The organism is Veillonella intestinalis (assembly GCF_943192895.1).
Lineage (GTDB): Bacteria > Bacillota > Negativicutes > Veillonellales > Veillonellaceae > Veillonella_A > Veillonella_A intestinalis.
In genome coordinates, this window is the sequence record NZ_CALPCB010000001.1 from 121,349 (window position 1) to 136,302 (window position 14,954).

The window sequence follows — 14,954 nt, forward strand, 5'->3', positions numbered from 1 at the left end:
TTTTAGTTGTATGGATTTTATGGATACATAGGGATTAATTGTAACACTGTAGTTTCTTCATAGCCACAAGCAATGTTTAAGTTTTGGACTGCTTGTCCAGCAGCGCCTTTTACTAAATTATCGATCGCACTAAGGACGATTACTCGTCGGGTTCGTGTGTCTATATGCCAGCCTATGTCAATGAAGTTGGAACCGCGCACATATTTGGTGTTTGGATAAGATCCTTCACCACGTAAGCGGACGAAGGGTTCCTTTCCATAGGCCGTTTTAAAAGCATTGGTAATGTCGCTATTATTTATAGATGGCTGTAATGTGGCATAGGCTGTAGCTAAGATACCTCGACTCATAGGCACTAGATGAGGTGTGAAATTAACCATTATGGGGGTATTATTTAAAAGACTTAAGGCTTGTTCGATTTCTGGCGTATGGCGATGAGTAGCTACACCGTAGGCCTTAAAGGCATCATAAAATTCCGGATAATGGGTATCTTGCTTAGGAGAGCGACCAGCTCCGGAGGTACCTGATTTAGCATCAATGATAATCGTTGTTGTATCGATGAGTTTGGCTTTAACCAAGGGGGCTAGGGCTAATATAGAAGCTGTAGTATAACAACCAGCATTGCCAATAATCTTGGCAGTTTTAATAGCGGAGCGGTTTAATTCAGCTAACCCGTATACACTGTTAGCTTGAGGATGTGTGTGGGGGACATGGTACCAATTTTCGTAAATGCTAGTATCTTTGAAACGATAGTCAGCTCCTAAATCAATGAGTCGGACTGGCGTATTTTCTAAGAATTGACCTACTTTCATAGCATGACCGTGCGGTAGAGCTACAAAGATAAAATCACTGTCTTGGGCAATGGAGGGTAAATCAGCTAGGCTTTCTAAGGTTAACTTGGTAAGGCCAAAGAGATGTGGATATATATCACTTAGGGCTTTGCCTGCATGATTTTCAGAGGTTACATGGGTTAAGGTTACATAGGGATGATGTAATAATAATTTAACTAATTCGGCACCGGCATATCCTGTTGCGCCAATAATACTTACTTTTGTCATATGAATCGCTCCTCTAAATGCATTAATATAAAGTTAAGTGAATATTAGTATTAGTACATATTTAGTGATAGTACATATACCGTAATAGTGCATATACCGTAATACTTTCTTTTAGCTAAGGGTTAATGGCTACTATGGATTAACTTGAAATTCGTTAATTGATAAAGAATTAATATTCTTAGAATTTGCATAAAAATTCTATGGTTGAAATTATACACCTGGTAAGAATAAAAATGCAATATAAAATTATAAAAATACGACCTGATTAGTATATATCTTATGTATATGAAAAATGACATTATGTAATGCCAGGAAAAATAAAGTGTTGGGGGAGAGAAATCCTATTTGTAAAGAATAGAAAATATAAGATTGAATGCATAAAAAAACACCGTTAGTTATAACTAACGGTGTTTTTTTATGTTTTTATAGGTGATATTAATCACAGCAATATTAAATTGGGAACGTATAATAAGCAAAGAGGATAGCTATTGGCATAGTTATGGCTGAGAGGAGTGTTGTAGACATAACTACTTGGGTAGCAAACTCTGGATTATTTTTCATTTCAAAGGCAATTAGAGCTGTGTTAACAGCGGAAGGAACGCTATAGGTAATAATAATAGCTTGGGCTGCAATCGGGTCGACTGGCTGATAAAGGAGGATGTATAATAACATAACTACACAAGCGAGTATAGGTCCCCCAATGAGACGTAGTGCTGTGGTAACCATCACATCTTTTTTGAAGAAATTATAAGGCGTGCGACTCATTTGAACGCCTAAGGTAATCATGGCCATACCAACAAAGGCACTGGCGAATATATTGAGGGGTGACCATAGCACTAAGGTTGTTAAGTCATAAGGTATGAGGCGTGCTAATAAAGCGGCTGGCGCGGCATAAAGGACGGGCATATGGAATACTAGCTTTAAAGCATCATGACGTGTTAGGAGACCAGAGCCAGCTTGATAGAAGCCTAAGGTATTGCAGAAAATAGTTTGAATGATGAAGGTAGCAATAACAGCTACGATACCAGCCTCTAAATAAGGCGTTTGACCATCAACGATATAGGGCATATTGGAAAAAACAAAGGTAGCGATAGCGACCCCGATATTACCGCCATTATTAAACATGGTGGCATTCCGAACAATTTGTGTTTTTTTTCGATCATAGCCGAAGAATTTGGATACGCCTAAGGCCATGAAGCTATTGGAGAATAAAATAATGAAGGCACATACTGAAATGCCAATACTTTCAGCGGTTAAGTGGGCTGTATATAAAGACCTAAATACATAGGCTGGTAGTAATATAAAAAAGTTTAATTTGCTTAGTGAGCGCAAATCAAGTTTGAAGTTTTTATCCAATATAAAGCCAACTAATACTAAGGCTAAAATTGGCACGACACTTGTCCAGAAGATATGCAGAAATAATGACAATAGAATGGCCTCCTTTACATTACTATTACACTATGTTTCATTTATACTATAACGCAATTACAATGTAAAAGACAACCAAAATTGATAATAATAGGCGAATTGAATATTCTTTTTTATAATTTGTAATATTTTCTGTAAAAGAGAGGTGTAAAAACGGGACTATATATTACAATTCCCTAATAAATGGGGTATAATGAATTTACAAATAGTCAATACATTGGCTAAGATGTGTCGTTTAGAGCATAGTCAGAATGGACTAAGTACGGTGTGTAAATACTTAGCGAATTGAAGGAGGCAGTTTACATGAAACGGTACAAAATGTGGCTTATGGTTGCGTTAAGTGCTATGGCGTTGGCGGTGTCTGGATGTGGGGACTCATCAAATGATCAAAAGGCGGCGCAAGCAGTTAAATCGGAATCTATCACTGTATCGGCCGCAGCTAGCTTGCAAGCCGCAGCTAATGAATTAAAAGATAATTTTATTAAATCTCGTCATTTAGATCCAACTCAGATTACCCTTAACTTTGGTGGTTCTGGTACTTTGCGTCAACAAATAGAAAATGGCGCACCTGCCAGCATTTTTATTTCGGCCGATGAAAAAAATATGCACCAATTGCAAGAGAAAAATTTAGTAACTAAAGTAAAACCATTAATAGCTAATTCTTTAGTTTTGATTGTACCAAAAGATAAATCACAACTTACTATTGAACAATTAGCTAGTGTAAACCGTTTGGCATTGGGGACCATAGAGACTGTACCAGCTGGGAAATATGCTAAACAAACATTGACGAAATTAAATCTTTGGAATCAAGTAGAAAATAAAGTGGTGTATGCAAAAGATGTAAAAGCCGTAGCTGCTTATGTAGCTGAAGGCTCTGCTGATGCAGGCTTTGTATATAAAACAGATGCTCTAGATTTGAAGGATCGTGTACAGATTGTTGCTACTGCACCAAGTGATAGCCATGATCCAATTCGCTATCCAATTGCTATTGTGACTAAATATGATAATGAATTGGCTCAGCAATTCTATGAATATTTAACCAGCAATGAAGCACAACAAATTTTACAAAAATATGGGTTTACAAATATAGATAATAGCGCTAAGTAAGAAATAGAAAGGTTGTTGAATATGAGCCCTTTATGGCTATCGTTGGAGGTAGCAAGCATTGCTCTCTGTAACATAGTCATAGGGGGCTTATTGCTTTGTTATATCTTGAAACGCTATAATTTTCCGGGTAAAACATTGATAGACTCTCTAGTGACTTTGCCGTTAGTATTGCCACCAGTGGTAGTGGGCTTTGCTTTATTATTAGTATTTACACCTGGTAATGCTTTGGGTGCTTGGTTAGATACTCATGGCTGGCAGGTTGTGTTTTCAAAAGCTGGCGCTATTTTGGCATCATCCATTATTGGTTTTCCTTTGTTTTATCAAACTGTGCGGGCTGCTTTAGGTTCGATTGATCCGGCAGTAGAGGATATTGCACGCACCTTAGGCGCTTCTGAATGGCGAATTTTTTTCACTATTTCCATTCCTTTAGCTTGGAAAGGGATTCTAACAGGTAGTATTTTGGCCTTTAGTCGCGCTCTTGGTGAATTTGGTGCTACAATTTTAATCGCCGGTAATATTCCAGGCGTTACTAGGACTATGCCGTTGGCTATTTACTCTTTAGTAGAATTTGGTGATTATACAGGGGCTTTTGAATTGGTGATTTATATTTGTGCCCTTACATTAGGACTTCTTTGGACGGTCCATTTTATTACTAAGGGCTCATTGTTTCAGTATCAAAAAGAACGCTAGGAGGTATGGGCATGATATGTTTTGATATTGCCATACAAAGACCTACCATTTTAGTGCAAGGGTCAGGTACTCTTAGTGTTGGTATTACAACATTAACAGGGGCCTCTGGTAATGGTAAATCGACGTTAATTAAAAGTTTAGCTGGTTTAATCAAGCCTCGTGAGGGCTTTATTAAACAAGATCAGACCTTTTGGTTTCATAAAGAAAAGAATATTTTTGTAAAGCCACAAGAACGCTATGTAGGGTATATGCCACAGGGGAATGTAATATTCCCACATATGAGTGTCTTACATAATATTACCTATAGTAAGCGTGGCGATGATGCCTTATTAGCGCGCATTATGGAACGTCTTCAATTAGAACGATATAGGGAAAGCAAAGCGGGTAATTTATCTGGCGGTGAGCAACAGCGAGTGGCATTAGGGCGTGCTTTATATGCTAAGCCTTGTGTGTTGTTATTAGATGAACCATTATCTGCTTTAGATTGGACGTTACGTCATCAAGTGCAAGCTGATATTGCTGATATTATCAAAGAGTGGAATATTCCTTGTTTGTGGGTTACTCATGATGAAGATGAAGCTAAGGCGGTTGGCGACTATCATTGGAGTTTTGAAAAAGGTATATTACAAGGTTAATAATAGGTTAGTATACAAGGTTGATAATGGGTATATTATAAATACTATTAACGGCTTAGGGCTAGGAGCAATTAGAGATAGGCTCCTAGCCCTTTTTGTGTGCAGGACATACAATTAATTAAAAACAAAAACGAGAAAAAGACCCCGAAGGGCCTTTTTCTCGTACTTTTATGGAAACCACTTGGTTTCGTATCATATAAGACGCCACTTGGCGTTAGTACCAATTGAACTTTCAAATATATAATATAAGGAAATTCTTATTTCCTACTGTAACAGGGACTATTGTTAAATCAATGACAGAAACACTTGTATAGATTTAAATTAGCACTTGCTTGATATTCTGAATAGCTCACTTGAGTACCATGCTTATTGCACAGTTTGATTTAAATTATAAAGTTGTTTCAATGTGTTGGGAGAAGAATGCTTGTGGGTGAGCACATACTGGGCAAAGCTGAGGAGCTTCAGTACCTACATGAATGTAACCGCAGTTTGCACAAATCCATGCTACTGGTTGTTCACGTTTGAATACGCGACCACCGTTTACAAATTCTACTAAGTCAAGATAACGTTCTTCATGACGAGCTTCGATTTTACCAACTTGTTCGAATAAGTAAGCAATTTTAGTGAAGCCTTCTTCTTTTGCTACTTTAGCAAATTCTGGGTACATTTCAGTGTGTTCGTAGTTTTCACCAGCAGCTGCATCTTTTAAGTTTACAACTACGTCAGCATTTACATCGCCACCGTGTAATAATTTGAACCATACTTTAGCATGTGCGCTTTCGTTTAAAGCAGTTTCTTCAAAATAATCAGCGATTTTGTTTAAACCAGCTTTACGAGCTGCAGAAGCGTAGTAAGTATATTTACGGTTAGCTTGGGATTCGCCAGCAAAAGCGGCTTGTAAATTCTGTTCTGTTTTTGTACCTTTTAATTCAGACATGTTAATCTCTCCTTCTTTATTGTAGTAACTTTACTACAATCATAATGTACTTACAAAATGAAGTAAAAAATTAATAATAGCTTAGAAATACACTTTATAATGTTTACAACAATTCAAACTAATGAATAATCATTGTTGATTACATTATAGACTATGAAATTGAGAAAATCAAGCCCTGAATTCTAAAAAAATCAAAATTTGTCTATTTGATAATATTTATCAATGCTTGTGTTTGCTGGCTTTTTGGATTCTCGGTGACTTAAAATGGGCTAAATGCCTCAAAATATGTAAATGAGAATTGATATCGTTGTAAATTCAAAGTTATTGAGAATTACCTATAAAATAGTAGGAATTAGAGTGGATAGATACCATGCATGGTATAGCTCACAAGTTTTCCTACTAATTGTAGTAGCCCTTACTAGTGAGTGAGGTAAAATTTGCTAAATTGTAGAATATTAAGAAAAAAGTACGCATAACCTAGTACTTCGTTATATAATATAAAGTATAAAGAAATTAAAAAGAATTATATAATTAATAATGTATTTAGTGGAATTAAGGAGGCGTTTATGGCATTTGTACGATATTATGTTGGCGATGTGGTTAAAATGAAAAAATCGCATCCTTGTGGCAGCGATGAATGGGAAGTTCGGCGCATTGGTACCGATTTTACAATAGTTTGTTGTGGCTGTGGCCATCAAGTAATGATTGCCCGCCCGAAATTTGAAAAGGCTGTTAAAAAGATTATACGTCGCGTAGAGCCTGAGCAAAGTAATGATACCTCTTTGTCAGTAGAAGTAGATGAAAAAGAGGCAAAACATTTAGGTGGTGAGTCAGTTGGTTAAATTGACAACCTATGCAGTTAAGGGTGGTTGTGCTTGTAAATTAGGCCCTCATATTTTACAAAATGTATTAAAAGATGTGCCCTTTCCAACTAACGAGGCAGTACTTGTTAATATGCAAGGGGCTGATGATGCAGGGGTGTATCAAATTAGTGATGATTTAGGGTTAGTGCAAACTGTTGATTTTTTTACGCCCATAGTAGATGATCCATATTTATTTGGTCAAATTGCAGCAGCGAATAGCTTAAGTGATGTTTACGCTATGGGTGGGACACCATTGACAGCGATGAATTTGGTGGGCTTTCCTGTTCCGCTAGTGGAACAGGGCGCACTTACGGCCGTGTTACAAGGGGCTATGAGTGTGTTAAAAGAAGCGAATGTTGTAGTAGTGGGTGGTCATAGTATAGAAAATGATACGCCTATTTTTGGCTTGTCTGTAACAGGGCGAGTTAATCCACAGCAGATATGGCGCAATCAAGGGGCTCAAGTGGGGGATGTCTTGATTCTCACTAAACCTCTGGGAACAGGCATTATGAGTACAGCGTTGAAAGGTGATTTGTTTCAAGCTGGTACTGAAGAAGCTATCGAAAGCATGCGTACCTTAAATAAATTAGCTTGTGAAACGGCACAAAATTTCGCAATTCATGCTTGTACCGATATTACAGGTTTTAGTTTACTTGGCCATGGTAGTGAAATGGCTATGAGTAGTGATGTGTCCTTATCTATTCAAACGGAAGCATTACCTTTGTTTTCAGGTGTAACAGAAGCGGCTGAAATGGGCCTTGTGCCAGCGGCTACTTATGGTAATCGTAAGGCGATTACCTCTGTGACAGGGCTTGAGTCATTGGATACTGTATGGAGTGATATTTGTTATGACCCTCAGACTTCAGGCGGTTTATTATTGTCTGTACCAGCTGATGAAGCAGAGGAATTATTAAACGCTTTGAAACAGGTAGGTCTTACACAAGCTCGAAATATCGGGCAAGTAGTGAAGAAAGGAGAGTATGCGGTTTATGTCAAATGAGGATATGAATGTAACGATTAATACTAATTTAGTAGGGGCTGGTAATATTGTAGTGGACGTACGTGGTTCGCTTTGTCCCACCCCTGTAATTGAAACTAAGAAAGCCATGGAAGGACAGCCTAAGGCAGTATTTACTACGATTGTAGATAATGAGGTGAGTCGAGATAATGTGGCGAAATTTGGGCAATCCCGTCATTGCAAAGTGACTATTGTGGAAGATGGCAAGGATTTTTATATTACTTTAACCCCGGAAACGGCTATAGATACGACTGCCGTTGGTGAGGGCGTAACCTTAGTAGAAACACCAGCGACAATGGCTATGTTAGATACACCGGAACGAGCAGGTGGCAAAGTGTTGTTGGTGACAAAAGATTATTTAGGGGAAGGGAATCAAGAGTTGGGGCGCACTTTAATGAAAACGTTTTGGTTTTGTTTAACTGAAGCAGATGTAAAGCCGGCAAAGGTATTCTTTATTAATAGTGGCGTGAAAATGGTAACTGAAGGATCCGAACATATAGAAAATCTTCAGAAATTAGCGGATGCTGGCGTGGAAATTGCGGCTTGCGGTATTTGTTTAGATTTTTATGGCATGAAAGAAAAGGTAGCCGTAGGCTCTATTACCAATTTGTATGCAATTACTGATGCGATGATGACGGAATCCATGGTGATATTATAAACATGTAGAATAGGCTGTATGAGGAAACTGGGTATGGAAATTTTAATAGTTTTTACTAATTATTATTTTGCCACGAAGGCTGAAAAAGCATTAAAAGCAGCGGAGATTAAGTTGCAACTGATTCCAACCCCAGCTGTACTACACCATGCTTGTGGCCTTTGCATTTTATGTTCCAAATGTGATTTAGAGGCGGTTCTGCTTATTTTAAAAGAATCTCGTATAACCCATTCAGGTGTGTATGAGTATGATCGAGCGGCTAAAAAGTGTACTAAACTCACAAGCATAGATTATTGTGAAAAAGCTCATGATGGATATACGGAAGGTGAGTATTATGAATGAGACAATTAAAGAGCTAATCGGGGCTGCAGATATAGCTATTAAGGAAGAGCGTTTTGATGATTTATTAGAGTTTTATACCGATGATGCTGTGTTAGTGGTGAAACCAGGGTTAGAAGTAAAAGGTAAGGATAAGATTAAAGAAGCATTTATAAAAATTGCTGCTTATTTTAAGAATAGTATCGTACCGACACAAGGAAAAATGCAGATGATAGAAGCAGGAGATACAGTTCTTGTTTTATCACAAACCTTATTAGAGGCTACGAATAAAGAAGAGTCAGAATATAGTATGGAACGAAGAGCAACCTATGTATATAGAAAGGTTAATGGACAATGGTTATGTGCTATAGATAATTCATACGGCACCTCTTTGCTCGATTAACCTTGCATCATTACAGTCATGATATAAGTTAAATGCTTTATATATAAATATACAAAAAGTCTACGCACACAATCTATGGAGCGTAGACTTTTTTATTACTATAGTTATTTAGAAGTTAAATTTTAGTAGTGAGTAGTAAACTATGAAACTTGGCACAGCCTAATTATTCATCTACACTAAATTTATTAGGTGATGAAGAATGACTCACTTTATGATTGGCTTTAGTCGTGGCTTGTGAGGACGAAGTTTCTGTCGTTGTTTCAGATTCTATTTCTGTATTTGGGGAATCTATAGATTCGGTGTTGCCACTGGTTAAGTGTAAGTTAGCATAATAGGCTTTGTCTGCCTCACGATTAGAAATTAGGCCTTGTTGCGTCATGAGTGTTAAAACTGTTCGTTGGCGCTCTTTGGCCGCTTTATAATTTTTAACTGGGTTGTAATAGGAGGGAGCTTGTGGTAGACCCGCTAATAAGGCCGATTGACCAAGGGTTAACTTTTCAGGGGGAGTATCAAAATAGCCTGTACTTGCTTGATAAATACCATAATAATCATTACCGTAATAGATTGTATTTAAATACATTGCTAAGATTTCATCTTTACTATAGTAGTATTCCATTAAGTAGGCCAATATGACTTCCTCTACCTTGCGAGACATAATCCGTTTAGAAGATAAAAATAAATTTTTAACTAATTGTTGTGTAATGGTGCTACCGCCTTCGACGGTTCGTCCAGCTGTCAAATTAGTGTAAAAAGCACGTCCAATACCAAATACATCAATGGCGCCATGCTCATAAAAACGCTTATCTTCCGTGGCGACTAGTGCTTCTTTCAGATGCGTGCTTATATGGTCTCCTTTTACTTGCTGATTGGGGGGCACGCGATTATTTAACGCCGTTTCAACGGCGTCGGTGAAATGAAATAAACGACTAATACGCTCTGTACGACTTAATTGGTCTTCTGTAGACTCTAGCGATTCTTCTCGTTGCGTATGGGGACTTCGTGGTGTACCTGTCTCTTCTGGTGTATAACCAGCGAACCAGTATAGTCCAAGTCCTAATAGAACAAGTGTTATTAATAGTTTAAATAGAAGTTTCATGGCTCTATCATACCATATGTTAGAAAATAAGCTAGTCCTTTTTATGCATAGTTAATATATGGTGATGAAGTTAGTTTGACTATGAAAAAAGGTTATTTCTTTATTCCGATAGATGAAATAAATAGTAAATTATAGTAAAATGGAATAAAATAAATTAATACTATAATGGTATTAATAGTATGGTCGATTATTACCATGGAATTCATATATATTGAGTATCGTGTATTGAGAAGGAGGTCTCTATGAAAGGTCGCGTTGTTAGTGTTTCTTATTGGCCCGCACCTTTGCGCTATTATGAAGCAGTGGCAACGGATCGTAGTGCTTATGATGAAGTAATAGGGGCTATGGAAGAGGCTGCGCAGGCAATTAAGGCCAGTAAGCCACAAACTATATTAATATTGAGTCGCTATCAACATACATTAAACGATGCTCTAGGGTTTAGTCCGCAAGCGCGTTTGCGAGGTGCTATTCCTTTAGCTAATGGGACTACATTTACGGTGGGGCTTGAAACAGACCGCGTGTTCAATCAGGCGTTGCAACAGCAGAGTGAACGCATGGGGATTCCTTTGACTAGTATTTTAGATAGTTTACCCATTATTTCTACAGATGATTATTTATTACATCATACGGCGACAATTCCTTTGCATGTTTTGACTGAACAAGGCTTAGGCAATAAGCAAATTGTAAGGCTTACGATGGGACGACTTAGCTATGAGGAATTATATACCTTTGGCAAAGTTGTACAGCTGGCGGCCGAGTCATCGGGACGTCGTGTGGCGGTTATCGGGAGTGCCAACTTACTACCTAATCATTGGGTGAATGGGATAGATAAAAACTTAGATACGAATATTACACTTATGCAATCTTTAGGCGATCAACAACCACGACTATTACAAGAGTTAGGTTACCCAATAGGGGAGGATTATTCGTTGCGAACGGCTGCTTTTGTATTGGGCGCAGTGAGTGGTTTAAAAGGGTCTGTAGAAACACATCATTTTTCATCTGTTAATGGTGAAACCTATGGTTTAGTACAATATAAACTGAAATAAAATAAAATTTCTGTATATTTTTGCAAAAATACTTGAATTAATATTCGTAACTATGTATAATGTTACACATGAAATACAGAAATCTATTCTTAAAAAAGTAAGTTGAGGTGTTTATAATGAGTGATATTAAAAAAGTAGTGTTAGCTTATTCAGGTGGTCTTGATACATCTGTTATTATTCCTTGGTTAAAAGAAAACTATGGCTGTGAAGTTATTGCTGTTTGCTGTAATTTAGGTCAGCCTGAAGATTATGCAGCGGTTGAAAAGAAAGCGATTAAATCGGGTGCATCTAAAGCGTATATTTTAGATGTGCAAGAAGAATTTGTTGCTGATTATATTTGGCCAACTGTTAAAGCAGGCGCTGTATATGAAGGTAAATATTTATTAGGCACTTCTTTTGCTCGTCCTTTAATTGCTAAAAAATTAGTAGAAGTAGCTAAGCAAGAAGGCGCTGATGCAATTGCACATGGGGCTACTGGTAAAGGGAATGACCAAGTTCGTTTTGAATTGACGATTAAAGCGTTAGCACCTAATACTAAAATTATTGCACCATGGCGTGAATGGGATTTAAAATCTCGGGAAGACTGCATGGAATTCGCTGCTAAACATGACATTCCGGTAGTTGTAACTAAATCGCATCCATATAGCATGGATCAGAATGTATGGCATTTATCTCATGAAGGCGGGGATTTAGAAGATCCAGCTAATGCACCTAAAAATGATGTGCACTTAGTATGTAAATCACCAGAAGAAGCACCTGATACACCAGCTTTAGTGTCAATTGAGTTTAAAGAAGGCGTGCCAGTGGCTGTTAATGGTAAAACAGGTACTCCTCTTGAATTATTACAGGCTTTGAATGAACTAGGGGCTGCCAATGGTGTAGGGATTGTTGATATTGTGGAAAACCGCTTAGTAGGTATGAAATCTCGTGGTGTCTATGAAAATCCAGGCGGTGCTATTATTATGTATGCTCATCGTGAATTGGAATACCTTTGCCTAGATCGGGCTACATATCACTATAAAGAATTAGTGGCTAATAAATATGCAGAGCTTGTATATGATGGGATGTGGTTTGCACCATTGATGGCAGCGCTACAAGCATTTGTAGATGAAACCCAGAAAACTGTAACGGGTACGATTAATTTGAAATTATACAAAGGTAATATTATTAGCGCTGGTGCTACATCACCATATTCCTTATATAATCAGGAATTTGTAACCTTCGAAGAAGATGATGTATACAACCAAGCTGATGCAGAAGGGTTTATTAATCTTTTCGGTTTACCACTTAAAATTAATGCATTGATGAAAGAAAAGGCAGGTAAATAATGGCTAAACTTTGGGGTGGCCGTTTTACAAAGGGAACTGACAAAGCGGTAGAGGACTTTACGTCCTCTATCGCTTTTGACGCCCGTATGTATGCGGAAGATATTGCAGGTAGCAAAGCACATGCGAAAATGCTAGCTAAACAAGGGATTATTTCACAAGCCGATTGTGATGATATTGTAACTGGATTAACGGAAATTCAAGGCCAGATTGAAGCGGGCACTTTAGAGTTTTCAGTAGCGTTAGAAGATATTCATATGAATATTGAAAAGCGTTTAACTGATGCTATTGGTGAGGCCGGTGGTCGTCTTCATACGGGGCGTAGTCGCAATGACCAATGCGCTGTAGATTTACATATGTATGTCCGCAAAACAGTGGTCCATATGGGTGAATTGTTAGTCAATTTACAAAAAGCGTTGCTAGAAGTAGCAGAAAAACATAAAGAGGTAATTATGCCTGGCTATACGCACTTACAACGGGCACAGCCAGTACTATTTAGTCATCATATGATGGCGTACTTTTCTATGTTTCAACGCGATTTCGACCATTTGCCTTTGATTTATAAACATGCTGATGTAATGCCTTTGGGAGCAGGAGCTTTGGCGGGAACGACGTACCCTATTGACCAGACGTATACGCAAGAATTATTAGCATTTAGTAAAATCTATGAAAACAGTATGGATGCTGTTAGTGATCGTGACTATGTGCTTGAATTTTTACATTTTGCATCTACGGTTATGATGCATTTAAGCCGTCTCAGTGAAGAACTTATTATTTGGTCTAGCACGGAATTTGGCTTTATTGAACTTGATGATGCGCATTGCACTGGCTCTAGCATTATGCCACAGAAGAAGAATCCTGATGTGTGTGAATTAGTGCGTGGTAAAACCGGTCGTATTTATGGCCATTTGTTAGGCCTATTAACGACTATGAAAGGCTTGCCACTTACTTATAATAAGGATATGCAAGAAGATAAAGAAGGTATCTTTGATGCTGTTGATACTTTACATTTTGCTTTATCTATTATGGCGGATATGTTGCGGAACATGACTGTAAATGGGGAACGCACTTATTCAGTACTAGCCAATGATTTTTCTAATGCCACTGATATGGCGGATTATTTGGCGAAAAAAGGGGTTCCATTCCGTGAAGCGCATGCAATTGTAGGGGAAGCGGTACAGCATTGCATTCAGAATCATTGTGTATTATTGGATTTGACTGTAGAGGATTTCAAAAAGATATCCCCTGTATTTGAAGCGGATATTCTTGAGGCGATTACTATTGAAGCTTGTGTGGCAGGTCGCAAGAATTATAGCGGCACTGCACCTGAATGTGTAGCGCGTCAACGGCAAGTTGGGGCAGAGCAAGTAGCGGAAGAAGAAGCGCAATTAGCAAAATGGGCTGAGCAACTAGGGAGGGTTTAATATGCATACACCATCTTTGAGTCGTGAAACGGCATTAGAATTGTTAAAAACATATAACAAAGAACCATTTCATATTCAACATGCATTGACGGTAGAAGCTGTTATGCGCTGGTATGCGGAACAATTAGGCTTTACTGATGAGGCTGATTATTGGGCGCAAGTAGGACTGTTGCATGATTTGGATTTTGAAATGTATCCAGAAGAACATTGTGTGAAAGCGCAGGAGTTATTGAAAAATGCTGGTGTAGCTGAAGATATGATATATTCTATTTGTTGTCATGGCTATGGTATTTGCATTGATTGGGAACCTAAAGAGTTAATGGAGAATGTTCTGTTTGCTGCCGATGAATTAACGGGGCTTATTGGCGCTGCTGCATTGATGCGTCCTTCCAAATCAACTAAAGATATGGAACTTAAAAGTTTAAAGAAAAAATTCAAAGACAAAAAGTTTGCCGCTGGCTGTTCGCGCGATGTTATTAAAGCTGGTGCAGAGCGCTTAGGCTGGGAATTAGATGAATTATTAAGTAAGACCTTAGCCGCTATGCAAGCTATGGAAGACCATATTATGGCTGAATATACAGCACATGTTGGTTGAGCGAAATGTGCTTACAATAGCTATACGCTTATTTAGATAGTGAAATATAATAGGGGTTAAGAATGGAGTGTAGCAATTGACTCGAGTAGAGTCAGTTGCTACATTTTTTATATTTTTATACAATAAATTAACAAACTGTGAAGTAGAGCTTAGAGAAAATGGCTAACTTGTACCATAGTATGAAAATAAATTGTGAGCTCATTAATTTATTTTAAAATTTGTGTTTTTACAGTGGACATTGGCTAGTTTAATTAGAAAAAAGTCATAATTATTTCGGAATAGGTCATGAAAATTCCTATTCGGCATAGGAAAAAATAGACTAAAATTAAAACTTATTATGGTTAAAATGAGTTCTT

At 37.8% G+C, this 14,954-nt stretch carries 15 protein-coding genes and 1 pseudogene; 12 read left to right on the forward strand and 4 right to left on the reverse strand.

Translation table 11 applies throughout. The annotated features are described in order from the left end of the window. Positions 1-17 precede the first annotated feature (17 nt). A complete protein-coding gene (argC, locus tag NFR27_RS00595; protein ID WP_251453861.1) occupies positions 18-1,055 on the reverse strand; it encodes an N-acetyl-gamma-glutamyl-phosphate reductase in 1,038 nt (345 codons plus the stop codon). Positions 1,056-1,505: 450 nt separating this feature from the next. Continuing rightward, on the reverse strand, positions 1,506-2,483 hold the full coding sequence (locus NFR27_RS00600; protein ID WP_251441487.1) for an AEC family transporter: 978 nt from the start codon (positions 2,481-2,483) through the stop codon (positions 1,506-1,508). 303 nt (positions 2,484-2,786) lie between these two features. Between NFR27_RS00600 and modA the strand changes: the two genes are divergently transcribed. Genes modA through NFR27_RS00615 form a run of 3 tightly spaced genes read left to right on the forward strand, consistent with a single transcriptional unit; the run spans position 2,787 to position 4,915 of the window. After that, positions 2,787-3,590 (forward strand): molybdate ABC transporter substrate-binding protein, encoded by an 804-nt coding sequence (modA, locus tag NFR27_RS00605; protein WP_251441488.1) that lies wholly within the window; start codon positions 2,787-2,789, stop codon positions 3,588-3,590. 21 nt (positions 3,591-3,611) lie between these two features. Beyond that, positions 3,612-4,280: a molybdate ABC transporter permease subunit gene (gene modB, locus NFR27_RS00610; protein WP_251441489.1), complete on the forward strand. Its 669-nt coding sequence runs from the start codon at positions 3,612-3,614 to the stop codon at positions 4,278-4,280. A gap of 11 nt (positions 4,281-4,291) precedes the next feature. Next, positions 4,292-4,915, forward strand: a complete 624-nt coding sequence (locus tag NFR27_RS00615) for an ATP-binding cassette domain-containing protein (protein WP_251441490.1) — start codon at positions 4,292-4,294, stop codon at positions 4,913-4,915. Between the two features lie 388 nt (positions 4,916-5,303). Here NFR27_RS00615 and rbr read toward each other — a convergent pair whose 3' ends face one another. Further along, a complete protein-coding gene (rbr, locus tag NFR27_RS00620; protein WP_251441491.1) occupies positions 5,304-5,852 on the reverse strand; it encodes a rubrerythrin in 549 nt (182 codons plus the stop codon). 566 nt (positions 5,853-6,418) lie between these two features. On the opposite strand from rbr, the pseudogene NFR27_RS00625 reads away from it, so the two are divergent. The 5 genes and pseudogenes from NFR27_RS00625 to NFR27_RS00645 all read left to right on the forward strand — a co-directional run. Next, positions 6,419-6,607: pseudogene (locus NFR27_RS00625) on the forward strand (DUF951 domain-containing protein); the annotation flags it as partial. Positions 6,608-6,677: 70 nt separating this feature from the next. After that, positions 6,678-7,715, forward strand: a complete 1,038-nt coding sequence (gene selD, locus NFR27_RS00630) for a selenide, water dikinase SelD (RefSeq protein WP_251441493.1) — start codon at positions 6,678-6,680, stop codon at positions 7,713-7,715. Then, on the forward strand, positions 7,705-8,391 hold the full coding sequence (gene yedF / locus NFR27_RS00635; protein WP_251441494.1) for a sulfurtransferase-like selenium metabolism protein YedF: 687 nt from the start codon (positions 7,705-7,707) through the stop codon (positions 8,389-8,391). Before selD ends, yedF begins: the two co-directional genes overlap by 11 nt. A gap of 33 nt (positions 8,392-8,424) precedes the next feature. Beyond that, the gene (locus NFR27_RS00640; RefSeq protein ID WP_251441495.1) at positions 8,425-8,730 is read left to right on the forward strand and encodes a putative Se/S carrier protein; all 306 of its coding nucleotides are present in this window, start codon (positions 8,425-8,427) and stop codon (positions 8,728-8,730) included. After that, positions 8,723-9,109 carry a YybH family protein gene (locus NFR27_RS00645; RefSeq protein WP_251441496.1) on the forward strand — a complete coding sequence of 129 codons (387 nt, stop codon included), beginning with the start codon at positions 8,723-8,725 and terminating at the stop codon, positions 9,107-9,109. The genes NFR27_RS00640 and NFR27_RS00645 overlap by 8 nt, the downstream gene beginning before the upstream one ends. Positions 9,110-9,272: 163 nt before the next feature. On the opposite strand, the gene NFR27_RS00650 is transcribed toward NFR27_RS00645, so the two are convergent. After that, entirely contained in the window at positions 9,273-10,205 is a 933-nt protein-coding gene (locus NFR27_RS00650; RefSeq protein WP_251441497.1) for a transglycosylase domain-containing protein, read from the reverse strand. A 242-nt stretch (positions 10,206-10,447) separates the two neighbouring features. On the opposite strand from NFR27_RS00650, the gene NFR27_RS00655 reads away from it, so the two are divergent. From NFR27_RS00655 to NFR27_RS00670, 4 genes are all read left to right on the forward strand, one after another. After that, positions 10,448-11,254, forward strand: a complete 807-nt coding sequence (locus NFR27_RS00655) for a class III extradiol ring-cleavage dioxygenase family protein (RefSeq protein WP_251453863.1) — start codon at positions 10,448-10,450, stop codon at positions 11,252-11,254. Positions 11,255-11,370: 116 nt separating this feature from the next. Further along, on the forward strand, positions 11,371-12,582 hold the full coding sequence (locus NFR27_RS00660; RefSeq protein ID WP_251441499.1) for an argininosuccinate synthase: 1,212 nt from the start codon (positions 11,371-11,373) through the stop codon (positions 12,580-12,582). Then, positions 12,582-14,003, forward strand: coding sequence for an argininosuccinate lyase (gene argH / locus NFR27_RS00665; protein WP_251441500.1), 1,422 nt, complete (start codon positions 12,582-12,584; stop codon positions 14,001-14,003). Before NFR27_RS00660 ends, argH begins: the two co-directional genes overlap by 1 nt. A 1-nt stretch (position 14,004) precedes the next feature. Further along, positions 14,005-14,598, forward strand: coding sequence for a hydrolase (locus NFR27_RS00670; RefSeq protein ID WP_251441501.1), 594 nt, complete (start codon positions 14,005-14,007; stop codon positions 14,596-14,598). The last annotated feature ends 356 nt before the right edge of the window (positions 14,599-14,954 follow it).